Source organism: Mumia quercus (assembly GCF_025506335.1).
In the GTDB taxonomy this organism is placed as follows: Bacteria; Actinomycetota; Actinomycetes; order Propionibacteriales; family Nocardioidaceae; genus Mumia; species Mumia quercus.
In genome coordinates this window covers 468,133-490,930 of sequence record NZ_JANZYO010000001.1, presented here as the reverse complement: position 1 = coordinate 490,930, position 22,798 = coordinate 468,133, and the positions used below count along the sequence as shown (strand labels likewise).

Genomic DNA, 22,798 nt, shown 5'->3' with positions numbered 1-22,798 from the left:
TAAGGTCGAGCCCATGAGCGACGTACGTGGATCCGACAAGGTCATCAACAGCCTGCGGGGGCACGAGGGCTCTGCGGCGTTCGTCGTCGCCGCCAACCGGCTGCCGGTCGACCGCGTGCAGATGCCGGACGGCTCGACCACCTGGCGGACCTCCCCCGGCGGCCTGGTGACCGCGCTGGAGCCGGTGCTGCGCAAGCAGGGCGGCGCGTGGATCGGCTGGACCGGCGCCCCCGACGAGGAGCTGGAGCCGTTCGACCACGAGGGCATGCAGCTGGTGCCCGTCCCGATCCACGAGCAGGAGGTGGAGGAGTACTACGAGGGCTTCTCCAACGCGACGCTCTGGCCGCTCTACCACGACGTCATCGCGACACCGGAGTTCCACCGCGAGTGGTGGGACGCCTACGTCGCCGTCAACCGGCGCTTCGCCGAGTACGCCGCCACCATCGCCGAGCCCTCGGCCGTCGTCTGGGTCCAGGACTACCAGCTCCAGCTCGTCCCGCAGATGCTGCGCGAGATGCGCCCCGACCTGCGGATCGGCTACTTCCTGCACGTGCCGTTCCCGCCGGCCGAGCTGTTCACCCAGCTGCCGTGGCGCCGCCGCATCCTCGAGGGCCTGCTCGGCGCGGACCTCGTCGGCTTCCAGACCACCGGCGGCGCGCAGAACTTCGTCCGGCTCGTCCGCATGCGCGTCGGTCACAAGACGCACCGCGACACCATCTACCTGGAGGACGGCCGTACGGTCGTCGCCAAGGCGTTCCCGATCTCGATCGACTCGCACTCGTACGAAGAGCTCGCACGGCGACCTGAGACGCAGGCCCGCGCCGACGAGATCCGCGAGAGCCTCGGCAACCCCAAGTTCGTGCTCCTGGGCGTCGACCGTCTCGACTACACCAAGGGGATGCCGCAGCGCCTGCGCGCGTTCGGCGAGCTGGCGCAGGAGGGTCTCCTCGACCCCGCCGACGCCGTCTTCGTCCAGGTGGCGCCGCCCTCGCGGGAACGCGTCGACCAGTACCGCCGCCTGCGCGACGAGATCGACCGCCTCGTCGGCCGCATCAACGGTGACGTCGGGCGGATCGGCCAGCCGCCGATCACCTATCTGCACTCCTCGTACCCGCGCACCGAGATGGCGGCCCTCTACCGCGCTGCCGACGTGATGGTCGTGACGCCGTTGCGTGACGGGATGAACCTCGTCGCCAAGGAGTACGTCGCGTGCCGCTACGAGGAGACCGGGGCGCTGGTGCTCAGCGAGTTCGCCGGTGCCGCCGCCGAGCTCAAGCAGGCCTACCTCGTCAACCCGTACGACATCAACGGGATGAAGGCCACGATGCTCAAGGCGATCACCGACCCGCCGAAGGAGAAGGCCAAGCGGATGCGCGCGATGCGTCGCCACGTCATGGAGCACGACATCGACAAGTGGGCGCACCGCTTCCTCGAGGAGCTGGAGAAGATCCGCGAGCCGCACGGCAAGCGGACCCGACCGGTCGACTGAGCCACCCGCGCGGGGGCCTCCGACGCCCCGGTTAGGGTCGAACGCATGCGACCGAGTCAGTGGTACGAAGCCCAGGACATGTTCGGCGATCACGTCACCCTCACGCAGCTGCGTCCCCACCATGCCGAGGGGGTGCTGGCAGCCTCGCAGGACGACTCCGTCTTCGAGTGGATGTCGTTCGACCGGCCGACGACCCTCGCGGAGGCCGAAGCCGTGGTGCAGCGCTACCTCACCATGCCCGACACCAACGCCTGGGCGCAGATCGACACGAAGTCAGGCGACCTCGCCGGCATCACGACCATGTACGACGTGAGCCCCGAGCGTCGCTCGCTGCTCATCGGCGCCACCTGGCTCGGCGAGCGATTCCAACGCAGCGGCATCAACACCGAGGCCAAGCTGATGCTCCTCACCCATGCGTTCGACACCCTCGGCGCCGTAAGGGTGGCGTGGGAGACCGACGAGCGCAACACGCAGTCGCAGGCTGCGATCGAGCGGCTCGGCGCGACCAAGGAGGGCATGCTGCGCAAGCACAAGCCCCGCAAGGACGGGTCGTTCCGTACGACGGTGCTCTACAGCGTCGTCGACGACGAGTGGCCACAGGTCCGCGACGGACTCCGTGCCGCCCTCGCCCGCTGAGCCACGGCCGGGCGGCGCAGACGGTCAGCGGCGCGGGGCCTGGCCCAGGGTGCGCTGCGCGGCCAGCGCCAGGATCAGCGCCGTCCACGCCGCGGCGACGGTGACGCCGAACGCCGGTCCGTAGCCTCCGGCGTCCGCGAGCCGTCCCGCCGTGGTCGAGCCGACGGCGTACCCGATCCCGGTCGCCCCGGCCAGCAGCGTCATCGCCGCCCCGACCCGGTTGAGCGGCACGATGCGCTCGCCGAGCGTGAAGTTGCTGATCATGTACGGCGCCACGGCGAAGCCGAGCACCAGCACGACGCCGACGAGCGCAGGCAGGCTGTGGACCAGCACGAGCGGCGACGAGAGGAGCGCGAGCGCGGCGGCCGCGGCGAGGATGCGCCGCTCGAACCCGATCCGCGCCGGCACCCACGCCATCGAGAGTCCCGCGACGACCGAGCCCACGCCCAGCGTCGCGTGGACGAGGCCCGAGAGCCCCGGCGTACCCTCGGCGGTTGCCAGCGCGGTCGCTCCGGTCTGCACGGAGCCGAACAGCACGCCGACGAGCAGCTGCGCGACGACGATCAGCGCGAACGCCGTCGTGAAGATGCGGCCCTTCACGGCGTTCGCGACGTGCGTCACGCGGGTGAGCGCGGCCGTGGGGTGGAGGCCGAACCATCCGCCGAACACGACGAGGAGGGCCGCAGCCACCAGCAGCGACCCCGCGGGGTCGACGAGCACGGCGACCGTGCCGACGAGCGCGGGACCGAGCACGAACGAGGCCTCGTCGGCCGCGCCCTCGTACGAGAACGCGGCGTCGACCAGCTGCGGCGACTCGCGCCCTGCACGACCGGTGATCGGCCGCCAGCGCACGCGGGCCAGCGGGCCGACCTGCGGCATCGCGGCTCCGGTCAGCGCGGCCACGGCGATCAGCCACCCGTCGGCGGCCCCGGCCTGGGCGAGCACGACCAGTGCTGCCAGGCCCGCACCGCCGGTGAAGGACTGGACCAGCACCACAGGACGCTGCCCGACGCGGTCGGCGAGCGCGCCGGCGACCGGCGAGACCACGGCGTTGGCGACCGCGAGCGCACCGGCCGCGAGACCGCCCGTCGTGTAGGCACCTGTGGTGGAAGAGACGAGCAGAAGGGTGCCCATCTGGCTCATGGCCAGCGGGAGCCGCCCGAGGAAGGCGACGACGACATATCCGGGCCCGACAAGGGAGAAGAGTCGGCGGTAGGTGGCGAACGGTGACACGGGGTGGTTCCTCAAGGGTCGCAGCACTGGCGCGCCTCCCTCCACCAGAACGCGCCAGGAACCCTGAGCCCACCCAGTGTATCGGGCGTCGCCGAGCCCACCCGACGAGTCGCGCCTAGCTCCCCGCGAGCTCGATCCGTACGACGGTCCCGACCGGGACGACGGTCCCGGGGGCCGGGGAGACGCGCACCTCGTCGTACGCGGCGAGGGTGGCCCCGCCGGTCGTCCGGACCTCTGCCCGCAAGCCGACACGCGTGAGCCGCTCCTGCATCTCCCGCGGTCGCGGCATTGCGGCGTACCCCTTCTTGCCGCCCCTCATCCCGAGCGTGACCTGCGGGACGGCGACCTCGTCGGTGGGGAGCAGACGCAGCGAGCCGACGACGACGTCGACGGCCTCGGCGGGGCCCTTCACGAGGAGACGGACGTCTTCCTGGGGAACGACGACGACGTCCTGGGTGACACCGTCGACGGTGCTGCGCACCTGGCCGTAGGGCACCCCGTCCAGCGACGCGTCGACCGGCGGGTCGTCTTGGGTGGTGCCGGTCGCGGCGAGCGAGTCGATGCGCACCGTCGTGATCGTGGGCGGCCGCTGGACGGCGCACGCCTTGAAGATGCCGACGGAGAAGAAGTAGCCGGAGTGGAGCGGCTCGTCGCACCGAGGCGCCTCCCACCGCCAGGTGTCCGGGACCGAGACGACGACGCGACCGCGCCCGACCTCGCGGAGCGCGACGCCCGGCGCGCCGAGGACGCGTGCGGCAGCGGCCTCGTCGCGCTCGGCCACGCGGGCGTCGTCCTCAGGCGTCGCGTCGGCGGCCGACGGCGGCGCGGCGACCTGCGGCGGCTCGGTCGACGGAACGCCCCCACGGCTGGCGAGACCGACCGCAGCCACCGCCACCACCGCCGCCGCAGCGAGAACCGCGGCGACCGGGGCCACCCGACGCGACACCGCCCTGGTGCGCCGCGTCGGCGCGGCCGCCGCCCATCGCCGGCGGAGCTCGTCGCCGTCGGGCGCGTGCGCGGCGAGGTCGTCGAGACGCCGCCGCAGGTCGTCGTCGTTCATCGCGGAGTCCCCTCGTACGGGTCGGTCAGGTCCTGGCGCAGCCGAGCGATGCCTCGCGAGAGCAGACTGCGTACGGTCGCCGGGCGGCACCCCAGCGCCGCGGCGATCGCCGCGTCGTCGAGGTCGACCCAGTAGCGCAGCACGATGGCGCGGCGCTGGCGGTCCGACAGGGCGTCGAGCCCTTGGCGCAGCGCGTCGACGTCCTCGTACGCGAGGGCGTCGCGGGTGTCGGCATGCACCGACGGCTCGAGCGGCACCTCCTGCAGCCTCTTGCGTCTCCACCGGCTGCGCTGGAGGTTCACCATGATCGTCGCGACGTACGCGAGCGGGTCCTCGGCGGCAGACACGCTCGCCCACGACTTCCACAGCCGGGTGCAGGTGTCTTGAGCGAGGTCCAGGGCGTCCTCACGACTCCCGACGAGCAGGTACGCCAGACGCGTCAGCCACGTCGCGTGCTCACGCACGAACGCGTCGACGTCGGCCAGCTGCTCGGAGTCGGTCATGGTCACACATCATGGACGCCGCCGGAGCCGGTGGTGTTGCATCGATCTTCGCAGGGCGAGTCTCCGTGCCAGACTCGCCCGCATGAGCAACACGCAGGTTATCCTCGCCAACGAGCGCACCTACCTCGCGTACGTGCGTACCGCGCTCGCACTGATGGCCGCCGGCGTGGCGATCATCGAGTTCGGCGACAACCTCGGAGACACGGAACGGACGCGGGTCCTCGGCGCCGTCATCTTCGCCGGCGGCATCCTGCTGTCGTTGCTCGGCTACCTGAGGTGGCGCGTCGTCGACCGCCGGATCCTCGCGAACGAGGACCCGCCCGCGACGTGGGTCCCCCTCACCCTCGTGGTGAGCGTCGGCGTGTTCGGGGCCGTGGTGCTGCTCATGTCGGTCTTCTGAGGAGCAGGGGCGCGTCGCTAGGCTGTCGCGCGTGCCCGCACCCCTGAGCCAGCTCGTCGCCCCCGACTGGGCCGAGGCCCTCGCCCCCGTCGCCGACCAGGTCACCGCCATGGGCGAGTTCCTCCGCTCAGAGATCGCCGCCGGGCGCAGCTACCTCCCAGAGGGCCGCCACGTCCTGCGTGCCTTCACCGAGCCCATGGACGCGGTCAAGGTGCTCGTCGTCGGGCAGGACCCGTACCCGACACCGGGGCACGCCGTCGGGTTGTCCTTCTCGGTGGCTCCGCACGTCCGGCCGATCCCCCGCAGCCTGATGAACATCTACGCCGAGATGCGCACGGACCTCGGCGTCGCGGAGCCCACGTCCGGCGACCTCACCCCCTGGGCGAAGCAGGGCGTGCTCCTGCTCAACCGCGTCCTCACCGTCGAGCCCGGCCGCCCGGCCAGCCACCGCGGCAAAGGGTGGGAGGCGATCACCGAGCAGGCCATCAAGTCCCTCGTCGCCCGAGACCAGCCGCTCGTCGCGCTGCTGTGGGGACGCGACGCGCAGTCGTTGCAGCCCTGGCTGGGTGACACCCCGGTCATCGCCTCGCCGCATCCGAGCCCCTTGTCGGCGTCACGCGGATTCTTCGGGTCCCGGCCCTTCAGCAGGGTCAACGAGGCGCTCGTCGCGCAGGGAAGCCCACCCGTGGACTGGCGCCTCCCCTGAGGGCATTGACCGATGCCCTAGCCTCGGTCGCGTGACCCGAGAACGCTCCGCCGTCCTGGCCAGTGGATTCAGCCGGCTCGCACGCTGGTCCTGGCAGCTGATCGCGATCGCTGCCGGCCTCTACGTCCTCGGCTGGATCATCGGCAAGTTCTGGATGATCGGCTACCCGGTGATGCTCGCCCTGGTGGTGACGACCCTGCTCGGCCCTCCGGCAGCCTTCCTGCGTCAGCGCGGTGTCCCGGCGGCGCTCGCCGCGACCGTGACGGTCGTCGGGTTCCTCGGGATCCTCAGCGGTGTGGTCGCCGTCCTCGCCCCGCAGGTCGCCGGCCAGGCCGGCGAGATCGCGGCGGAGGCGGCGAGAGGCCTTCAGGTCCTGCAGGACTGGGTGCAGGACGGTCCGCTCGGCGTCACCGACACCCAGCTCGAGAACGCGGTCAACGCCGTCGAGGACTGGCTGCGCAACAGCGCGGCCTCCATCAGCGCAGGCGCCATCTCTACCATCAGCGCCGCCACCGGCGTCCTCATCAACACCGTCCTCGTGCTCATGCTCACGTTCTTCTTCGTGAAGGACGGGCACAAGTTCCTCCCGTGGGTGCGTCGTACGCTCGGCGGCAGCGCAGGCGTCCACGTCAGCGAGGCCGGCGCCCGGGCGTGGGACACGCTCGGCGGCTTCATCCGGACCCAGGCCCTGGTGTCGTTCGTCGACGCCGTGTTCATCGGCATCGCCCTCGTCGTGCTCGACGTGCCGCTGGCCGTCCCGCTCGCGGTGCTCGTCTTCTTCGGTGGCTTCATCCCGATCGTCGGCGCCTTCGTGACCGGCGCCCTGGCCGTGCTCGTCACGCTCGTCACCAACGACTTCAGCGACGCGCTGATCATGCTCATCGTGATCATCGTCGTGCAGCAGCTCGAGGGCAACGTGCTGTCGCCGTGGCTGCAAGGCAAGGCGATGAACATCCAGGCGGCGGTCGTGCTGCTGGCGATCACGGCCGGCGGCTCGATGTTCGGCATCACGGGCGCCTTCCTGGCGGTCCCTGTCGTGGCGACCTTCGCCGCGGTCTTCCGCTACGTCAACGAGCAGATCGCCATCGCCGCCGGGGACCCACCGCCCGAGGGTGGGGTGACGCCCCCAGGCGAGGACGTCCCCGAGCCGGACCCGGACGCTCCGGCTGGCGCGTCACCCGCCCCGCCAGGTGTGACGAGGACGGCGCGGGGTACTGGGAGCGAGGACTGATCCCTCTCTCCACAGGAGCTGTCGATGCACCTTCCCGCCGCCCGCGGTCCGCTCAGCGCACGGCTGATCCACCTGCTGCGACGAGATCAGGACGGTGAATCGGGTCGCCTCGCGCACGAGGCGGAGTCGGAGGTGGCGGAGGAGGAGCACAGCTCGCCCCTCACCGACATCGACCACCAGCTCAGCCTCTGGATCATCTACGAGCTCAGCTTCCACGGCTTCGACGACGTGGACGACCAGTGGGAATGGGCGCCTGAGGTCGCCGGGCTCCGCGCGGTGCTCGAGGCCCCGTTCGAAGCGGCCCTGCGGGAGTCGGCCGCAGACTGGCTCGCGCGGGCCCGGGCGTACGACGGCGACGTCGCGGAGCAGATCTTCACCCTCACCGAGGAGTTCGACGAGGGCCCGGACCTCTCCCGCTTCATCCGCCGCGAGGCGACACCGGAGCAGGTCCGCGACTTCCTGCGCCAGCGCAGCATCTACCACCTCAAGGAGTCCGATCCGCACACGTTCGTGATCCCGCGGCTGACCGGCCCCGCGAAGGCTCACCTCGTCGAGCTGCAGTACGACGAGTACGGCGGCGGCCGCGTCGGGCACCTGCACCACGAGCTGTTCGCCGCCACGATGCGGGCCTGCGGGCTGGACGACACGTACGGGGCGTACGTCGACAAGGCCGACGCGGCCACCCTCGCCAGCTCCAACGCGATGTCGCTCTTCTGCCTGCACCGCCGTCTGCGCGGAGCCGCGATGGGTCACCTGGCCGCGTTCGAGGCCACCAGCTCGATCCCGTGCCGACGGATCGCCGCAGGACTGCGTCGGGTCGGGTTCGGGGACGAGGCAGCCCGCTACTACGACGAGCACGTCGAGGCCGACGCCGTGCACGAGCAGCTCGCGGCGCGCGAGATCTGCGGCACGCTCGTCGAGAGTGGCGACGTCGACGCCTCGGAGATCCTGTTCGGGGCGGTGACCTGCCTGGCCCTCGACGCGCGCCAGTCCGAGGCGCTGACCGGCGGCTGGGAGCAGGCGGCCGAACCCGACAGCGAGGCGGTCCCTGCCGGAGCGGCCTCGTGAGCGCCCCCACGGACCGCGAGCCCGCCGTCGAGGTCGTGCTGTGCCCCGACGGCCCGGCGCTCGTGCGCAGCAAGGTGTCGCCGGTCGACGTCGTGATCCCCACCGACGGGTCCGCGAGCACGCGGCCCGTCAGCGCGCTGTGCCGGTGCGGCCGTACGGGTCGCGACCCGTGGTGCGACGGCACCCACAAGCTTGCCGGGCGGCGGCGCCGACCGGCCGAACCCGCGACCGGGAAGGACGAGACATGAGAGCAGTGACCTGGCAGGGCCGGCGCGACGTCCGCGTCGAGACCGTTCCCGACCCCCAGATCCAGAAGCCGACCGACGCCGTGATCCGGGTGACCAGCTCCGGACTCTGCGGATCCGACCTGCACCTGTACGAGGTGCTGGGTCCGTACATGACTCCCGGCGACGTGCTCGGGCACGAGCCGATCGGGGTCGTGGAGGAGGTCGGCAGCGGTGTCGACGGCTTGGCGGTCGGCGACCGCGTCGTCGTCCCGTTCCAGATCAGCTGCGAGGCCTGCTGGATGTGTGAGCGCGGCCTGCAGAGCCAGTGCGAGACGACCCAGGTCCGCTCCACCGGGAAGGGCGCCGCGCTGCTCGGCTACAGCTCGCTGTACGGGCAGGTGCCGGGCGGGCAGGCGGAGCTCCTCCGTGTCCCGCTGGCGGCCACCACCGCCGTACGGGTGGAGCACGGGCCGTCGGACGATCGCTACGTCTTCCTGTCCGACGTGCTCCCGACGGCCTACCAGGGCCTGGAGTACGCCACGGTGCCGGACGGCGGGACGCTGGTCGTGCTGGGGCTCGGGCCGATCGGGCAGATGGTGGCGCGGATGGCCGTCCACCGTCAGATCCGGACGATCGGTGTCGACCTGGTGCCCGACCGCCTCGCACGTGCGGTGCAGCACGGCGCCGAGGTGATCGACGCGGCCGAGGGTGGCGTCACCGAGCGGATCCTCGAGCTCACCGCGGGTCGTGGAGCGGAGAGCGTCGTCGACGCTGTCGGGATGGAGGCCCACGGGTCGCCTGTCACCAAGGCGGCACAGACGGCCGTCGGTGTCCTCCCCGACGTGCTCGCGCGGCCGCTGATGGACCACGTCGGGATGGACCGCCTCGCTGCCCTCATGACGGCGATCGAGGTCGTCCAGCGTGGCGGGACGATCAGCTTGTCCGGGGTCTACGGCGGCGCGGCCGACCCGATGCCGATGCTCGACCTCTTCGACAAGCAGGTCACGCTGCGCATGGGCCAGGCGAACGTACGCCGCTGGATCCCCGACCTCCTCCCACTCGTGGAGGATCCGAGCGACCCGCTGGGCGTCGAGGGCTTCGCGACGCACCACCTGCCGCTGGACCAGGCACCTGAGGCGTACGCCACCTTCCAGCAGAAGGGCGACGGCATGCAGAAGGTCCTGTTCCGGCCGTGACGAGGTCTCTCGCGAGCGCATCGGAGGTCTCTCGCGAGCGGGGGGAGCCGTACGGTGGGGGCATGCCTGAGGCGGCACACCCCGAGGAGTCCACCGACGCGAGGCTCACGCGCAACTGGAACGAGCTGCTCCAGGAGCTGCGGGTCGCGCAGACGGGCGTCCAGATCCTCACCGCGTTCCTGCTGACGCTGCCGTTCACCCCCCGGTTCGAGGAGCTCGACGCGACCCAGGAGGGCGTCTACCTCGCGGTCCTGTCGGGCTCGGTGGCTGCGACCGCCCTGCTCGTGGCGCCCGTGGCGATGCACCGGGCGCTCTTCCGCCAGGGGCAGCGCCCATGGCTGGTCGGCGCCGCCCACGTGTGCGCGATCCTCGGCCTCGCGGCGCTGGCGCTCACCGTGTCCGGCGTGATGTGGCTCGTCTTCGACGTCGTCGTCTCCGCACCGGGAAGCTGGATCGCCTTCGGCACCACGCTCGCCCTCTTCACCGTGCTGTGGGTCGGGCTACCCCAGCTCAATCGCTCGATGCGCTGATCAGGTGATCGGCGGGAGGTTGCGGGTCGAGACGAGCATCTCCGCCACGTTGCGCAACTTCAGGTTGTGGTGCTGGGAGTAGCGGCGCAGCACCTCGAACGCGCGGGCGTCGTCCAGGTCGTACCGCTCCATCAGGATGCCCTGCGCCTGACCGATGAGCTTGCGGGCGTCGAGGGCGTACACGAGGTTGGCCTGGTGCTCGGCCTTGGCGATCGCGAGGGCAGCGTGACGCGCGAAGAGGTGGGCCAGGGCAGCGTCGTCCTCGTTGAAGAACCGCGCGGACTTGGAGTAGAGCGAGACGACCCCGATCCGTCGGTCGTCCGGCGAGAGGCTCACACCGAGGAGGCTCGAGAGCCCCAGGTCGGCAACGGCGCTCGCCCACCGCGGCCAGCGCTTCTCCACGCTCAGGTCGCCTGAGCGCAGGGTCTGGTCCCAGCTGTCGGACAGGCACGGACCCTCGCTGAGCTCGCACTGCAGCTGCTCGGCGCGGACGACCACGTCGCCTGTCGCCGCCACCGTCTCGAGCCTGCCCCGACCGCGGATCATGGTCACGACCGCGTGGTCCATCTCGAGGATCTCGCACAGGTTCTTGATGACCTGCTCCGCCGTCTCCTGCGGGGAGTCCGCCGCGTGGAGCTCCTCCACCAGATCGGCGAGCTCGTGATGATCGAGCCGTGTGTCGTTCACGATACGCCTTCCCGGTGCTGCTTCCCGTGGGGACCGTCCCCAGCCAGGGCAGCCTAGTCTGGGCACCTGGGGCGGGAGAAGGCGCGGTGGGTCTTGCCTGGACAAACTGTTACACGGGCGTCGAGATCCGTTGCCGCGCGGGCGTCCAGTCGCCGGGCAGTCCTCGCTCGGCGACGAGGTCGACGAGACGGGCCTGGGTCTCTGTGTCGCTGCCGATCGTCCGCCGACGCGCGAGGGCCAGCGGCAGGCGGCGCAGCGCGTCCAGGACACCGAGGGCGTCAGGACTCCCCCGACGTACGTGGCGGACAGCCCGCCGCACCGCGACCCTGGCAGGCCGCCTCATCACGGCGGTCAGCACCTCGCCGCGGGCACGCATACGCGCCCGGGTGGCTTCGGTCACCCTGCCGTCGGCGGGCTCGTGACGGGCGACGACGTCCGGGAGGTAGCACAGCCGCCGGCCGCTGTCGGCGATGTCGAGGGCGACGCGCTCTCCCTCTCCGCCGAGCAGCGGATCGAAACCGCCCACCTCGAGGAGCGCGGAGCGCCGTACGACGACCGCGCGGGCCACGAAGTCGAGGATGCTCGTCCCGGGGACGTCCGGGAAGCACGGCAGCGGCGAGCGCCCGACCTCCTCGCAGAAGGGGTCCAGGTGCGCGTCCTCACCGACCAGGAGCCGGGCGGCGATGACACCGATGTCCGCGTGGGTGTCGAGCACGTCGGCGGCGAGGTCCAGCGAGCAGGGCGCCCACCAGGAGTCGTCGTCGGCGAACGCCACGTACGGGGTGCTGGCCGCGTAGGCCCCGATGTTGCGGGCCACCGCACCGAGGTCGTGGTCGAGCTCGATCACGGTCGCGTCCGGAGCGAGCGTGCGGACGAGGTCCGCCGAGCCGTCGGTCGACCCGTTGTCGACGACGACGAGGGGCGCGCTGTGTCGAGGGATGGTTCGTTCGAGCTGCTCTCGGCCGTCGCGGGTGACGACCACCGTCGTCACCCGCTCGGAGTGTTCGACGTCGCCGAGGCTCATCGAGGGGAGAGTCATGTCCTTCCGGTGCCCACGCCGGGGACCGACATTCGAAAATTGTCGTAACGTCCCAGAACTGCGCTCACTCGCCGGGCCACGCGCCGGTGAACCTCTCGAACCCCTTGGCTCCGGCGCGGTCGATGACGGCCTTGACGACGGCGTAGATCATGCCCTGGATCGCTGCGGCCACGAGAAGCTCCCGCCACCCGTACGAGGAGGCCAGCGGGTTGGGGGTCTCGTCCTCGTCGGAGACCCGCTTCCAGACCCGCTTGAAGATCATGCCGGCGATCAGGCCGCCGGCCATGCCGGAGGCGAGTCCTACGGGACGGTACGCCAGCTTCGCTGCCTTCGGCATGTCAGTGCTCCTTCTCGTGGTCGGGCTCGGGCTCCCCGGTGTCCGGCTCGTTCGGCTGCGGGGTCTCAGGGTTGATCCGCGGATCAGTCTCAGGATCGGTGACCGGGTCGTCGGGCGCAGGTTCGGTGCGCCCGGGAGTCCCGCCGCCTCCCCCGCCTGAGCCACGGGTCGGCAGGAGGACGACCCGGCACCGAGGGACCGGAGGCATGCGTCGCCTCCCGACCGGCTCGTCGCGCAGGACGAATCCGAGGTCCGCGAGCCTCGGGACGAGCATCAGGAGGCACGCCAGGACGACGTCCTCGCCGGGGCAGCGGTGGCCCGTCTCCGGGTCGCCGCCCCCTTGCGGCACCATCGCGTACGGGCCGGGGACCCCCGCCTCGAAGCGCTCGGGCCAGAAGGTCTCCGGCTCCGACCACAGACGTGGGTCGTGGTCGGTCCCCCAGACGTCGAGGACCACCAGCGACCCGCGGGGGACGTCGTGCCCTTCGAAGGCGAGGTCCTTCGTGGCGACGGCGCCGAGGAACGGCGCGAAGGGCCCGTGGCGCCGGATCTCCTGCGCGACCGCGAGCGCGTCGAGCTCCCCCGACCGCACGCGGGCCCGCACGTGCGGCCACAGCCCGTACGCCCGCGCGGTCGCCGCGACGAACCACGCGACCGCGACGGTCGGTCGTACGAGGTTGAGGGCTTCGACGGCCGCGACCCGCAGCGGGAGCAGCTCCCCGTCGTCCCCGCGCCAGCGCGCGACCTCACCGAGCGGTGAGTCGTCCCCCTCCGTGCGGGCGCGCGCCACCAGCGTGCGCATCCAACGCTCGGCACGGCGCCGGGCCAGCTGCGCACGGACCTGACGCCGTCCCGCTGAGCCGAACCCGTCGACCATCGCGACCATGTCCCGAGCGCGGCGCGCCTCCTCGTCGGGATCGAGGGGGATGCCGACCCACTCGCACACGGCGGCGAGCTGGATCCGAGCCGCCTCGGCGAAGAGGTCGACCTCGCCACTCCAGTGCGGTGCGCGTGCGTCCCACCCTGCCCCCACGCGCTCGGCCACCGCGAACGCGGCAGCCGTGTCGAGCAGCGAGGTGAACCCGTCCTTGCGTCGCCGGTGCGACGGGCCGTCGAGCGTGTGCACGGCACCTTTCCCGAACAGCGAGCTCACGATCGGCGGAGGCAGGGCTCCTCGTCGTCGCAACCCAGAAGACTCGTAGAAGAAACGGGCACCGTCCTCCCCGCGGACACAGGTCGTCCTCCGACCGGCGAGACGGGTGCGGACCACCTCTGCCCCCTCCTCCTGGCGACGGCGTTCCCAGAACCCGTAGCCCTCCCTGAGGAGAGGCAGCGAGCGGTCGAGCACGCCGAAACGTGCCTGCTCGCGCGCACGGTCCGCCTGCTCCCGTACCTTCGCGATCACCGTCTGCGTCATGCGCGTCGGGTGCCCAGCCGACGTGCCTTCATGCGTGCGTCACTCGTCGCGCGAGTCGTTCCCGGCGTCGAGACGAGACTCGTAGCGCTGCTGAGCCTCGACGACCACGTCTTCGGTCAGGCGCGCCACCGGTGCGAGCGAGTCGACGAGCGGCTCGTGGTCGGGTCCGCTGCCGACACGGCGCCCCCGCAGCAGCCACGGGAAGCGGTCGGACTCCTCACCGAGCTCGCCGTACTTGCAGACCCGGCGCGCGATCCAGTCGGCGGCGGGTCGGGTCCACCACGGCTCGGGGTCGATCGTCGTCACCGACCACCCCGGCATCTCCTGCCCGCTCTCGTAGTCGCGGCTCGGTCCGTCCTTCTCGTCCTGCTCCGGTCCCGGGGAGTAGCGCAGGTACATGCCAGGGCTTGAGGCGACCAGTGCGACCAGCTCGTCAAAACTGTCCACCGTGGGCAGTCCGGCGGTCTCCTTCTGCATCACGTCCTCCTCATCCGGTGTCGGAGAGCATCTCGCGCACGGCACGTTCCACCGTGCCCCGCCCGGCGGGCTGGTCGGCGCGCCGTCCCAGCCGGCGCAGCGTCCCGGCGATCGTGACGCCCTCGTCGAACAGCTCCACCACGCGCGGGTTCACGTACGAGGAGCGCGCGACCGCGGGTGTGTTCCCGAGCTCGGCGGCGACCGCGCGCATGGCGTCGGCGACGGCACGGTTGCGGGCGCGCGCCGTGCGCGACTCCTCCGCAGCCCGCGCGAGCGCGACCGACGCGTTCACCGTGGCGTGCCACGTCCGGAAGTCCTTCGCGGTCATGTCCTCGCACACGACCGTGCGCAGGTAGCTGTTCACGTCGGTGCTGCGGATCTCGCGCCACTTCCCGTCCTCGCGGTAGGCGAGCAGGGACTCGCCCCCGCGGCGGCGGCGCATCGCGGCGACCGCCTCGTACGCGAGCGGGTCGTCGATCACCACCCGCTGTGCGACAGCGCTCTTCCCGTCGAACGCGAACTCCATCACCGCCGGCTCGCGTCGCAGCACCACGTGGTCGCGCCGGAGCGTCGCCAGGCCGTACCCGCCGTCCTCGTCGACGTACTCGACGTTGCCGACGCGGAACAGGCCGCGATCGAGGAGTCGGAACGTGGTGGCGAGTGCGCGGACGCGAGGCATCCCCTCCTCGCGGAGATGGGCGCGGACCCGCCGTCGGGCACGAGGCAGCTCGGCGGCGACCTCCAGCACCCGCTCGTGCTTGCGCTCCTCCATGAGCGCCCGCCAGCGCGGGTGGTAGAGGTACTGCACCCGACCGGCCGCGTCACGGCCGGTGGCCTGCAGGTGCCCCGACGGCCACCTGCAGATCCAGACCTCTTCCCAGGCCGGGGGTATCGCGAGGGCCACGCAACGAGCGCGGGCCTCGGCTCCGAGCACTCGACCTTTCTCGTCGAGGTAGCGGAATCCTCGGCCCACGCGCTTGCGCGTCCACCCGGGCTCCTCACGGGAGACCGTACGGAACCTCATCCGGGCTACGCCGCGAGGACCCCGTCACCGAGCTCCTCACGGAGCTGGTTGGTGATGCGGCTCAGGATCCGCGAGACCTGCATCTGAGTGACGCCGAGGCGTCCGGCGATCTGCTCCTGCGTCCACCCGCCGAAGAACCGCAGGGCCAGCGCCTCGCGGTCGCGCGGGCTCAGCTTGCGTACGAGCGGCGCCAGGGCGACGCGCTCCTCGGTACGGTCGAAAGCCTCGTCAGGCTCACCGAGCACGTCGGCGAGCGTCGACTCGCCGGCCGTGCCCGGCGACTCCAGCGAGGACGGCTGGTAGCAGCCGTCGGCGGCGCGCGCCTCGCGCACCTCGGAGACGTCGATGCCGAGCCGCTTGGCGAGCACCTCGTCCGAGGGCAGCTCGCCGAGCTCCTGCAGCAGCTCCTCGGTGCATGCCGAGATCTGCGCGCGCGCCTCCTGGATGCGACGCGACGGGCGCACCATCCAGCAGCTGTCACGGAACCACCGACGGACCTCGCCGCGGATGGTCGGGACTGCATAGGTCAAGAAGTCGTAACCGCGCTCGGGGTCGAACCCGTGGGCGGCCTTCGCCAGCCCGACGTAGGCGACCTGCTCGAGGTCCTCGACGGCTTCGCCGCGGTGACGGTAGTGGGCGGCGACCGCGCGGGCCACTCCCATGTTGGCCTCGATCAGTCGCTCGACGATCTCGGCTCGTTCGGTCTCGTCAGCGTCGACAAGGGCGGCGCACAGCTCGTCGGTGACGGTACGACGCTCAGCTCGACTGAGGTCGTGCGTGGGATCGAGAGGTCGTACGGCGATCGTGCTCGTGAAACCAGACATTGCCACGCTCCATCATTTTTTGTGATGGCGAGTAGTGGCACGCTGTTTGACCACTCGTTTTTCGTACAGGTCATTCGTAGCATGGTCGGCAGGCCGCTGTCGAGCCGACGAAATTTCTACGGACGCCCGAAACCCGCCGTGGCGCGCGCCAGCCCGGCGGCCTCGCGCATCGATCCCGTCCATGCCGGGCCGTGCCCGGGGAACAGCGTGCCGGCGTCGACCTCGGCGATCTCCTCGAGGGAGTCGACGGTGGCGCGGCGGTCGTGCGAGAAGCCGCGCGGGAGGAGCTGAGGACCGCGCAGCCGCGACACCGCGTGTCCGGTGATGAGCGCGTCGCCGCTGACGAGGATTCCCGATCCTGGCAGGTGGTAGGACGTGTGCCCGTCGGTGTGCCCCGGTGTCGGCACGGGGACGGGTGAGCCGGGAAGGTCGAGGCCCGTCGCAGGCAGGGGCTGCGCCTCCGGGAGCCCTTCGCGGTCCGTCCCGCCCAGGCGCACGATGTCGACGAGCCACGCGAGGGCTCCGTGGCGCCAGAGCACCAACGGCACGCGCAGAGGGCCGAGCTGCTGGAGGTAGTCGCGGTGCGCGTGCGGGACCTCGCGGGCGCCCGTCCAGACGTCCACGGAGTGAGACTGCGCCAGGTGGACCAGACCACCGAGGTGGTCGACGTGGGCGTGGGTCAGGAGCATGCCGCGGATGTCGCCCATCTGGTGGCCGATCTCGCGGACGGAGCGTTCGACGTCGGCCGCGTTCGCCGGGTACCCGCCGTCGATGAGCGTCAGGTCGTGGCCGTCCTCGACCAGCACCCAGTTCACGTGCTCGGTCGAGACGAGGTAGGCGTCCCCGACCCGGGTGATCGCGTACGGCGTCGTCATCACTGCTCCGTTCGTCGCGCCCTCGCTCCTGACACTCGCACGTCTGCGTCCTGTGGCGCGCGCTCCTTGCGCGACCACACCGCGTCGTAGCGCGCCACGCACCACGCCCACCACTCCCGCAACCACGACGGCGCCGCCGGGTCGGTGGCTCCGACGCGCATCGACCCGGTCGTACGCATCGCCGCCCAGAAGCACACCGGGAGCGGCCCGAACACCAGCGCGAGGACGACGAGCACCAGCCCGATCACCGCTCCGCCGCCGACGTCGCCCATGAGGACGACTGGGGCGACCCACAGGGTGAACGCGAGCACCGCGCAGCTGACGAGGGCGATCTCGGCGGGCGTCCACCTGTGCTGCACCCGGGTCACGAGCACGGCCACCCCGCAGAGCGAGGCGACCCCCACGAGCAGCGGTGCTGGATGGAACGCGAGCACGAAGATCAGGAGGGGGAACGAGGTGCCTGCGACGTACAGAGAGGCGATGACCACACCGAGCCCCCACGAGGGGCCGATCACCGCCGCGGCGAAGGCCAGGGCCTCCAGGCGCGTGAGCGGTGCACCGGGGCGTACGAGTCCCACCGAACCCCCTTTTTCGCCCTCAGAATCCGGTCCGGGTGGGCCGCGCCGACCACCCGTGGACGCCGCGAAGATAGTGGCTGGCGAGCCCGACCGTCAACCTGCGGTGAAGGGTGAGGGATGCTCCGGGAAGTCGCCGGCCGAGGCCCGCAGACGTCGCAGCAGGTCGAAGGCCTGGTCCTGCTCGGAGCCGGTCAGTCCGGTCACCGCGAAGTCGATGGCGGTGAGCGCCTTCGTGGCCTCCGTGACCAGCGTCCGCCCCTCGGCGGTGATGCGCGCGCGAGTACGCCGCCGGTCGTCCGGATCGGGCTCGCGACGGACCAGCCCCTGGGCCTCGAGACGGTCGATCGCGTTGGTCACCGAGGTCGGGTGGACCATCAGGCGGGCGCCGATCTTGCTCAACGGGAGGTAGCCGTCGCGGCTGAACGTGAGCAGCACCAGCACCTCGTACCGCGCGAACGTGATGTCGTACGGCCGCAGCGCCGCGTCCAGCTCGGCGAGGAGGAGCTGCTGGACGCGCATGATCGAGGTCGCCAGCCGCATGGCCGTGGGATCGCCGAAGTGCTCGCTCCACAGCGACCCGGCGCGCTCGACCGGGTCGAACGGCAGGCGGGGCTCAGGCATGACGCTCACCCTATCGAGTCTCGACATTAGTTGGACGTCCGACTATTTTAGATCCTATGGAGTCACAGGACGCCCTTCGCGTACGTGTCGTCACCGCCTCGAGCCTCTTCGACGGCCACGACGCCTCGATCAACATCATGCGGAGGATCTTGCAGTCGCAGGGGTGCGAGGTCATCCACCTCGGGCACAACCGCTCGGTCTCCGAGGTGGTCGACGCGGCGATCGAGGAGGACGCGCACGGGGTCGCCGTGTCGTCCTACCAAGGGGGGCACGTCGAGTACTTCGAGTACCTCGTCCAGCTCCTCGCCGAGCGCGGCGCCGGCCACGTCAAGGTCTTCGGGGGCGGCGGTGGAGTCATCGTGCCCGCCGAGATCGCACGCCTGCGCGAGAGCGGCGTCCTCATCTACTCCCCGGAGGACGGGCAGCGGCTCGGCCTGCCCGGGATGATCGCCGAGGTCGTCGAGGCGTGCCGCACCGACCTCTGGGCGCAGCACCAGCCGGACGCCGACGCGGTCCTCGCAGGCGACCGGGTCGCGCTCGCCCGGGCGATCACCGGCGCCGAGCAGGGACGGCTCGACGGCCCGCTCGCCGAGGCCGTGCGCGCGGCAGCCGACGCGTCGAACGCCCCCGTCCTCGGTATCACCGGCACGGGCGGCTCGGGCAAGTCCTCGTTGACCGACGAGCTCGTCCGCCGCCTGCGCACCGACCAGCAGGACAAGCTCCGCGTCGCCGTGCTCGCCGTCGACCCGACGCGCCGCCGCGGTGGCGGCGCGCTGCTCGGCGACCGGATCCGCATGAACGCCCTCGACGGGACCCACACGTTCTTCCGCTCGCTGGCGACCCGTGGTGCCCATGAGCTGCCCGAGACGCTGACCGACGTCATCGCCGTCATGAAGGCGGCCGGCTACGACCTCGTCGTGCTCGAGACCCCCGGCATCGGTCAGGGCGACGCGGCGGTCGTGCCGTACGTGGACGCGTCGCTGTACGTGATGACGCCGGAGTTCGGCGCCGCGTCGCAGCTGGAGAAGATCGACATGCTCGACCTCGCTGACGTCGTCGCGATCAACAAGTTCGAGCGCCGGGGCGCCGCGGACGCCCTGCGCGACGTCGGCCGTCAGCTGGTCCGCAACCGCGAGGCGTTCGGTGCCCGCCCCGAGGACATGCCGGTCTTCGGCACGTCGGCGGCGACGTTCAACGACGACGGTGTCACCGCGCTGTACCAGGAGCTCGCACGCCTGCTCGGGGAGCACGGGCTGCCGCTGGAGGAAGGCGCGCTGCCCCGCGTCGACGTCCGGCACTCGACACGGTTCGCGCAGGTCGTCCCCGCCGCGCGCGTCCGCTACCTGTCGGAGATCGCCGAGACCGTCCGGGAGTACCACGCGACCACGGAGCAGGTCGCGCAGGCGGCCCGTCGCGCGCAGGCCGCCGAGGAGGTCGCCGCGGCGCTGCCCGACGAGCCCGCCGTCGCGTCGTACGCCGAGCGGGCGCGCAGCGAGGTCCCCCCGGGCGTCCAGGAGCAGATCGCCACGTGGCCCGATGTCGTGACGACCTACGCCGAGCACACCCGGGAGACGCTGTCGGGCACGCCGGTCCCCCGCGTCGCACTTCCGCGGACGACCGACCACGGTGATCTCGTGCGCTACTGGCGCCGGGAGAACGTTCCCGGCCGCTTCCCCTTCACCGCCGGCGTCTTCCCGTTCAAGCGCGAGGGCGAGGACCCGGCACGCATGTTCGCCGGCGAGGGCGACCCGTTCCGGACCAACCGGCGCTTCAAGCTGCTGTCGGCCGACAGCGAGGCGACGCGCCTGTCGACGGCCTTCGACTCGGTGACGCTCTACGGCCGCGACCCCGACGAGCGACCCGACATCTACGGCAAGGTCGGGACCTCCGGCGTCTCCGTCGCGACGCTGGACGACATGAAGGCGTTGTACGACGGCTTCGACCTGCTCGCGCCGACGACCAGCGTGTCGATGACGATCAACGGGCCGGCTCCGACCGTGCTCGCGTTCTTCCTCAACACCGTCATCGACCAGGCCCGCGAGCGCGGGATCGACCCCGAGGAAGCACTGCGGACGGTGCGCGGCACGGTGCAGGCCGACATCCTCAAGGAGGACCAGGGCCAGAACACCTGCCTGTTCTCGACCGAGTTCTCCTTGCGCATGATGGCCGACATCCAGGAGTGGTTCATCGCCCACCAGGTGCGCAACTTCTACTCGGTCTCGATCTCCGGCTACCACATCGCCGAGGCCGGGGCGAACCCGCTCAGCCAGCTCGCGTTCACGCTCGCCAACGGGTTCACGTACGTCGAGTCGTACCTCGCGCGGGGCATGGACGTCGACGACTTCGCCCCCAACCTGTCGTTCTTCTTCTCCAACGGCATGGATCCCGAGTACTCCGTCATCGGACGGGTGGCACGCCGCATCTGGGCCGTCGCGATGCGCGACCGGTACGGCGCCAACGAGCGCTCGCAGAAGCTCAAGTACCACGTCCAGACCTCCGGGCGCTCGCTGCACGCGCAGGAGATGAGCTTCAACGACATCCGGACCACGCTGCAGGCCCTGATCGCGATCTACGACAACGCCAACAGCCTGCACACCAACGCGTACGACGAGGCGGTGACGACGCCGACGGAGGAGTCCGTACGCCGTGCGCTGGCGATCCAGATGATCATCAACAAGGAGTGGGGCCCGGCGAAGAACGAGAATCCTCAGCAGGGGTCGTACCTGATCGAGGAGCTCACGGACCTCGTCGAGGAGGCGGTGCTCGCCGAGTTCGACCGGATCACGGAGCGCGGGGGCGTGCTGGGGGCGATGGAGACGGGCTACCAGCGGGGCAAGATCCAGGACGAGTCGATGCTCTACGAGCACCTCAAGCACGATGGGACGCTCCCCCTCATCGGCGTCAACACCTTCCGCAACCCCCACGGGGAGGAGGAGCACCGGACCGTCGAGCTGGCGCGGGCGACCGAGGACGAGAAGAAGTCGCAGCTGGCCCGCGTGCGCGCGTTCCACGAGGCGCACCGGGAGGAGGCCGACCAGGCGCTGGCCCGCCTGAAGGCGGCCGCCGCGTCCGACGAGAACGTGTTCGCGGTCCTCATGGACGCCGCACGCGTCTGCTCGCTCCAGCAGGTCACGGAGGCGTTCTTCGAGGTCGGCGGCCAGTACCGGCGCAACGTCTGATCGACGGGGTGGGCATGAGTACGGCTGGGGTGGGTACCGCTCCGGACACGTACGGCCGCACCCCCGAGCGGCCAGGCATACGAGGAGTCCGACATGAACGACATCCCGTGGTGGGTGTGGGTCATCATCGCCGTCGTGGTGCTCGCACTGATTGCGCTCGCGGTCTTCGCCGCCATGCGCCAGAGCCGGGCACGTGCTGCTGCACAACGTCGGGAGAAGGCGAACGCGCTGCGCCAGCAGGCCGAGGACACCCGTCTGGAGGCCAGCCAGCGCGAGGCCGAGGCCGCTCGGGCCCGCGCCGACGCCGAGCAGGCGAAGGTCGAGGCCGAGCGTCGCGAGAGGGAGGCGCGTGAGCACCAGGACCACGCCCAGCGCACCCGCTCCGAGGTCGACGAGCAGCTCGCGAAGGCTGACCGCCTCGACCCCGACGGTCGCCACGACACCCGTCTGGCCGACGACGCATCCGACCGCCAGGGTCCTCGTGACACGGCGGAGCCCAACCGTGGTCGTGACGTCGACGAGACGGTCGAGGTCACGGAGACCTACGACGTCCGTCGCGACGACGTCGAGGGGGACACCCCTCGAGATGACGGCCGGCATCAGCGCTGATCCGTCGCTCCCCCCGGTCCACGACGACCTCGGAGCCGAGGTCGCGACGACTGCTGCAGCGCGCCGCGTGGTGTCGCTGGTCCCCTCGCTCACCGAGGCGATCGCGACCACGCGGCGCGCTGCGCTCGTCGGGGCCACCGAGTGGTGCACCCACCCCGCAGACCTCGACGTCGTGCGGGTGCGCGGGACGAAGAACCCGGACACCCGCGTGATCGTCGCGTTGGCGCCCGACCTCGTGGTCGCCAACCAGGAGGAGAACCGCGCCCTCGACGTGCAGCGGCTGCGTGAGGCCGGCGTACCGGTCTGGGTGACGCGCATCCAGTCGGTCGACGAGGCGTTCACGTCGATGCGACGCCTGTTCGACGTCGCTCTCGGCTGGGGCGTGCCCGGCTGGCTGGAGGAGGCCGAGTCGGCCTGGGCGACACCACCTGCGACCGACGCCCGTCGCCCAAGGACCGCCGTCGCCGTCTGGCGCGACCCGTGGATGGTCGTCGGACGTGACACCTTCACCGGCGACCTGCTGCGCCGGCTGGGCCTCGAGCACGCGTACGCCGGCGCCGAGGACCGCTACCCCCACGTCGACCTCGCAGATCTCGACAGCCCCGACCTCGACCTCGTGCTGCTGCCCGACGAGCCGTACGTGTTCACCGCGGGCGACGGCCCGGAGGCCTTCGCCCACGTCCGTACGGCGCTGGTCTCGGGCCGGCTGCTCACCTGGTACGGCCCGTCGCTCCGAGAGGCGCGTCGACGCCTCTCAGAGCTCGTGTCCGGGGCGGCGCCGGAGGGGCCACAAATCACCCGGCAGGGGTGACAACTCGGCGCGCCGAACCGGCGACGCCGCACTACCTTCGC

At 71.4% G+C, this 22,798-nt stretch carries 25 protein-coding genes; 12 read left to right on the top strand and 13 right to left on the bottom strand.

Translation table 11 applies throughout. The features are described from left to right. Positions 1-13: 13 nt before the first annotated feature. Positions 14-1,489 carry an alpha,alpha-trehalose-phosphate synthase (UDP-forming) gene (locus NYZ95_RS02340; protein ID WP_262848302.1) on the top strand — a complete coding sequence of 492 codons (1,476 nt, stop codon included), beginning with the start codon at positions 14-16 and terminating at the stop codon, positions 1,487-1,489. A gap of 45 nt (positions 1,490-1,534) precedes the next feature. Then, entirely contained in the window at positions 1,535-2,125 is a 591-nt protein-coding gene (locus NYZ95_RS02335; RefSeq protein ID WP_262848300.1) for a GNAT family N-acetyltransferase, read from the top strand. A 24-nt stretch (positions 2,126-2,149) separates the two neighbouring features. Here NYZ95_RS02335 and NYZ95_RS02330 read toward each other — a convergent pair whose 3' ends face one another. From NYZ95_RS02330 to NYZ95_RS02320, 3 genes are all read right to left on the bottom strand, one after another. Next, positions 2,150-3,358 (bottom strand): MFS transporter, encoded by a 1,209-nt coding sequence (locus tag NYZ95_RS02330; protein WP_262848298.1) that lies wholly within the window; start codon positions 3,356-3,358, stop codon positions 2,150-2,152. 115 nt (positions 3,359-3,473) lie between these two features. Then, entirely contained in the window at positions 3,474-4,418 is a 945-nt protein-coding gene (locus tag NYZ95_RS02325) for a hypothetical protein (RefSeq protein WP_262848296.1), read from the bottom strand. After that, a complete protein-coding gene (locus NYZ95_RS02320) occupies positions 4,415-4,921 on the bottom strand; it encodes a SigE family RNA polymerase sigma factor (RefSeq protein ID WP_262848294.1) in 507 nt (168 codons plus the stop codon). Before NYZ95_RS02320 ends, NYZ95_RS02325 begins: the two co-directional genes overlap by 4 nt. Positions 4,922-5,003: 82 nt before the next feature. Between NYZ95_RS02320 and NYZ95_RS02315 the strand changes: the two genes are divergently transcribed. The 7 genes from NYZ95_RS02315 to NYZ95_RS02285 all read left to right on the top strand — a co-directional run bounded on the left by NYZ95_RS02315 (position 5,004) and on the right by NYZ95_RS02285 (position 10,279). Continuing rightward, positions 5,004-5,321 carry a YidH family protein gene (locus NYZ95_RS02315; RefSeq protein ID WP_262848292.1) on the top strand — a complete coding sequence of 106 codons (318 nt, stop codon included), beginning with the start codon at positions 5,004-5,006 and terminating at the stop codon, positions 5,319-5,321. A 31-nt stretch (positions 5,322-5,352) separates the two neighbouring features. After that, on the top strand, positions 5,353-6,027 hold the full coding sequence (locus tag NYZ95_RS02310; RefSeq protein ID WP_262848290.1) for a uracil-DNA glycosylase: 675 nt from the start codon (positions 5,353-5,355) through the stop codon (positions 6,025-6,027). 31 nt (positions 6,028-6,058) lie between these two features. Next, a complete protein-coding gene (locus NYZ95_RS02305; protein WP_262848288.1) occupies positions 6,059-7,258 on the top strand; it encodes an AI-2E family transporter in 1,200 nt (399 codons plus the stop codon). A gap of 24 nt (positions 7,259-7,282) precedes the next feature. After that, positions 7,283-8,326 (top strand): iron-containing redox enzyme family protein, encoded by a 1,044-nt coding sequence (locus tag NYZ95_RS02300; protein WP_262848286.1) that lies wholly within the window; start codon positions 7,283-7,285, stop codon positions 8,324-8,326. After that, on the top strand, positions 8,323-8,574 hold the full coding sequence (locus NYZ95_RS02295; RefSeq protein WP_262848284.1) for a CDGSH iron-sulfur domain-containing protein: 252 nt from the start codon (positions 8,323-8,325) through the stop codon (positions 8,572-8,574). The genes NYZ95_RS02300 and NYZ95_RS02295 overlap by 4 nt, the downstream gene beginning before the upstream one ends. After that, on the top strand, positions 8,571-9,749 hold the full coding sequence (locus tag NYZ95_RS02290) for an alcohol dehydrogenase catalytic domain-containing protein (protein ID WP_262848282.1): 1,179 nt from the start codon (positions 8,571-8,573) through the stop codon (positions 9,747-9,749). Before NYZ95_RS02295 ends, NYZ95_RS02290 begins: the two co-directional genes overlap by 4 nt. Before the next feature lie 62 nt (positions 9,750-9,811). After that, positions 9,812-10,279, top strand: coding sequence for a DUF6328 family protein (locus NYZ95_RS02285; RefSeq protein ID WP_262848280.1), 468 nt, complete (start codon positions 9,812-9,814; stop codon positions 10,277-10,279). On the opposite strand, the gene NYZ95_RS02280 is transcribed toward NYZ95_RS02285, so the two are convergent. From NYZ95_RS02280 to NYZ95_RS02235, 10 genes are all read right to left on the bottom strand, one after another. Beyond that, complete coding sequence (locus NYZ95_RS02280) at positions 10,280-10,966, bottom strand: GAF and ANTAR domain-containing protein (protein WP_262848278.1); 687 nt, start codon at positions 10,964-10,966, stop codon at positions 10,280-10,282. A 109-nt stretch (positions 10,967-11,075) separates the two neighbouring features. Next, positions 11,076-11,990 (bottom strand): glycosyltransferase family 2 protein, encoded by a 915-nt coding sequence (locus NYZ95_RS02275; RefSeq protein ID WP_262848276.1) that lies wholly within the window; start codon positions 11,988-11,990, stop codon positions 11,076-11,078. Between the two features lie 79 nt (positions 11,991-12,069). Beyond that, positions 12,070-12,342: a DUF4235 domain-containing protein gene (locus NYZ95_RS02270; protein WP_262848274.1), complete on the bottom strand. Its 273-nt coding sequence runs from the start codon at positions 12,340-12,342 to the stop codon at positions 12,070-12,072. A 1-nt stretch (position 12,343) separates the two neighbouring features. Continuing rightward, positions 12,344-13,759: a cytochrome P450 gene (locus tag NYZ95_RS02265; RefSeq protein ID WP_262848272.1), complete on the bottom strand. Its 1,416-nt coding sequence runs from the start codon at positions 13,757-13,759 to the stop codon at positions 12,344-12,346. A gap of 39 nt (positions 13,760-13,798) precedes the next feature. Further along, on the bottom strand, positions 13,799-14,236 hold the full coding sequence (locus tag NYZ95_RS02260; protein WP_262848270.1) for a DUF6098 family protein: 438 nt from the start codon (positions 14,234-14,236) through the stop codon (positions 13,799-13,801). A gap of 10 nt (positions 14,237-14,246) precedes the next feature. After that, a complete protein-coding gene (locus NYZ95_RS02255; protein WP_262848268.1) occupies positions 14,247-15,260 on the bottom strand; it encodes a DNA topoisomerase IB in 1,014 nt (337 codons plus the stop codon). Positions 15,261-15,265: 5 nt separating this feature from the next. Beyond that, positions 15,266-16,084 (bottom strand): sigma-70 family RNA polymerase sigma factor, encoded by an 819-nt coding sequence (locus NYZ95_RS02250; protein WP_262848267.1) that lies wholly within the window; start codon positions 16,082-16,084, stop codon positions 15,266-15,268. Positions 16,085-16,200: 116 nt separating this feature from the next. Further along, entirely contained in the window at positions 16,201-16,959 is a 759-nt protein-coding gene (locus tag NYZ95_RS02245) for an MBL fold metallo-hydrolase (protein WP_262848265.1), read from the bottom strand. After that, entirely contained in the window at positions 16,959-17,537 is a 579-nt protein-coding gene (locus NYZ95_RS02240; protein WP_262848263.1) for a hypothetical protein, read from the bottom strand. The genes NYZ95_RS02245 and NYZ95_RS02240 overlap by 1 nt, the downstream gene beginning before the upstream one ends. A gap of 93 nt (positions 17,538-17,630) precedes the next feature. Next, positions 17,631-18,158: a MarR family winged helix-turn-helix transcriptional regulator gene (locus tag NYZ95_RS02235; protein WP_262848261.1), complete on the bottom strand. Its 528-nt coding sequence runs from the start codon at positions 18,156-18,158 to the stop codon at positions 17,631-17,633. 56 nt (positions 18,159-18,214) lie between these two features. On the opposite strand from NYZ95_RS02235, the gene icmF reads away from it, so the two are divergent. The 3 genes from icmF (at position 18,215) to NYZ95_RS02220 (ending at position 22,757) form a co-directional block, all read left to right on the top strand. Continuing rightward, a complete protein-coding gene (gene icmF, locus NYZ95_RS02230) occupies positions 18,215-21,337 on the top strand; it encodes a fused isobutyryl-CoA mutase/GTPase IcmF (RefSeq protein ID WP_262848259.1) in 3,123 nt (1,040 codons plus the stop codon). Positions 21,338-21,430: 93 nt separating this feature from the next. After that, complete coding sequence (locus NYZ95_RS02225; protein ID WP_262848257.1) at positions 21,431-21,946, top strand: hypothetical protein; 516 nt, start codon at positions 21,431-21,433, stop codon at positions 21,944-21,946. Then, positions 21,924-22,757, top strand: a complete 834-nt coding sequence (locus NYZ95_RS02220) for a helical backbone metal receptor (protein WP_262848255.1) — start codon at positions 21,924-21,926, stop codon at positions 22,755-22,757. The genes NYZ95_RS02225 and NYZ95_RS02220 overlap by 23 nt, the downstream gene beginning before the upstream one ends. The last annotated feature ends 41 nt before the right edge of the window (positions 22,758-22,798 follow it).

Excerpts from the sequence above, each read along its gene's own strand:
- NYZ95_RS02340 (WP_262848302.1), top strand. The coding sequence starts at position 14 with ATGAGCGACGTACGTGGATCCGACAAGGTCATCAACAGCCTGCGGGGG.
- NYZ95_RS02335 (WP_262848300.1), top strand. The coding sequence starts at position 1,535 with ATGCGACCGAGTCAGTGGTACGAAGCCCAGGACATGTTCGGCGATCAC.
- NYZ95_RS02325 (WP_262848296.1), bottom strand. The coding sequence starts at position 4,418 with ATGAACGACGACGACCTGCGGCGGCGTCTCGACGACCTCGCCGCGCAC.
- NYZ95_RS02320 (WP_262848294.1), bottom strand. The coding sequence starts at position 4,921 with ATGACCGACTCCGAGCAGCTGGCCGACGTCGACGCGTTCGTGCGTGAG.
- NYZ95_RS02315 (WP_262848292.1), top strand. The coding sequence starts at position 5,004 with ATGAGCAACACGCAGGTTATCCTCGCCAACGAGCGCACCTACCTCGCG.
- NYZ95_RS02300 (WP_262848286.1), top strand. The coding sequence starts at position 7,283 with ATGCACCTTCCCGCCGCCCGCGGTCCGCTCAGCGCACGGCTGATCCAC.
- NYZ95_RS02290 (WP_262848282.1), top strand. The coding sequence starts at position 8,571 with ATGAGAGCAGTGACCTGGCAGGGCCGGCGCGACGTCCGCGTCGAGACC.
- NYZ95_RS02285 (WP_262848280.1), top strand. The coding sequence starts at position 9,812 with ATGCCTGAGGCGGCACACCCCGAGGAGTCCACCGACGCGAGGCTCACG.
- NYZ95_RS02275 (WP_262848276.1), bottom strand. The coding sequence starts at position 11,990 with ATGAGCCTCGGCGACGTCGAACACTCCGAGCGGGTGACGACGGTGGTC.
- NYZ95_RS02270 (WP_262848274.1), bottom strand. The coding sequence starts at position 12,342 with ATGCCGAAGGCAGCGAAGCTGGCGTACCGTCCCGTAGGACTCGCCTCC.
- NYZ95_RS02265 (WP_262848272.1), bottom strand. The coding sequence starts at position 13,759 with ATGACGCAGACGGTGATCGCGAAGGTACGGGAGCAGGCGGACCGTGCG.
- NYZ95_RS02260 (WP_262848270.1), bottom strand. The coding sequence starts at position 14,236 with ATGCAGAAGGAGACCGCCGGACTGCCCACGGTGGACAGTTTTGACGAG.
- NYZ95_RS02255 (WP_262848268.1), bottom strand. The coding sequence starts at position 15,260 with ATGAGGTTCCGTACGGTCTCCCGTGAGGAGCCCGGGTGGACGCGCAAG.
- NYZ95_RS02250 (WP_262848267.1), bottom strand. The coding sequence starts at position 16,084 with ATGTCTGGTTTCACGAGCACGATCGCCGTACGACCTCTCGATCCCACG.
- NYZ95_RS02245 (WP_262848265.1), bottom strand. The coding sequence starts at position 16,959 with ATGACGACGCCGTACGCGATCACCCGGGTCGGGGACGCCTACCTCGTC.
- NYZ95_RS02235 (WP_262848261.1), bottom strand. The coding sequence starts at position 18,158 with ATGCCTGAGCCCCGCCTGCCGTTCGACCCGGTCGAGCGCGCCGGGTCG.
- icmF (WP_262848259.1), top strand. The coding sequence starts at position 18,215 with ATGGAGTCACAGGACGCCCTTCGCGTACGTGTCGTCACCGCCTCGAGC.
- NYZ95_RS02225 (WP_262848257.1), top strand. The coding sequence starts at position 21,431 with ATGAACGACATCCCGTGGTGGGTGTGGGTCATCATCGCCGTCGTGGTG.
- NYZ95_RS02220 (WP_262848255.1), top strand. The coding sequence starts at position 21,924 with ATGACGGCCGGCATCAGCGCTGATCCGTCGCTCCCCCCGGTCCACGAC.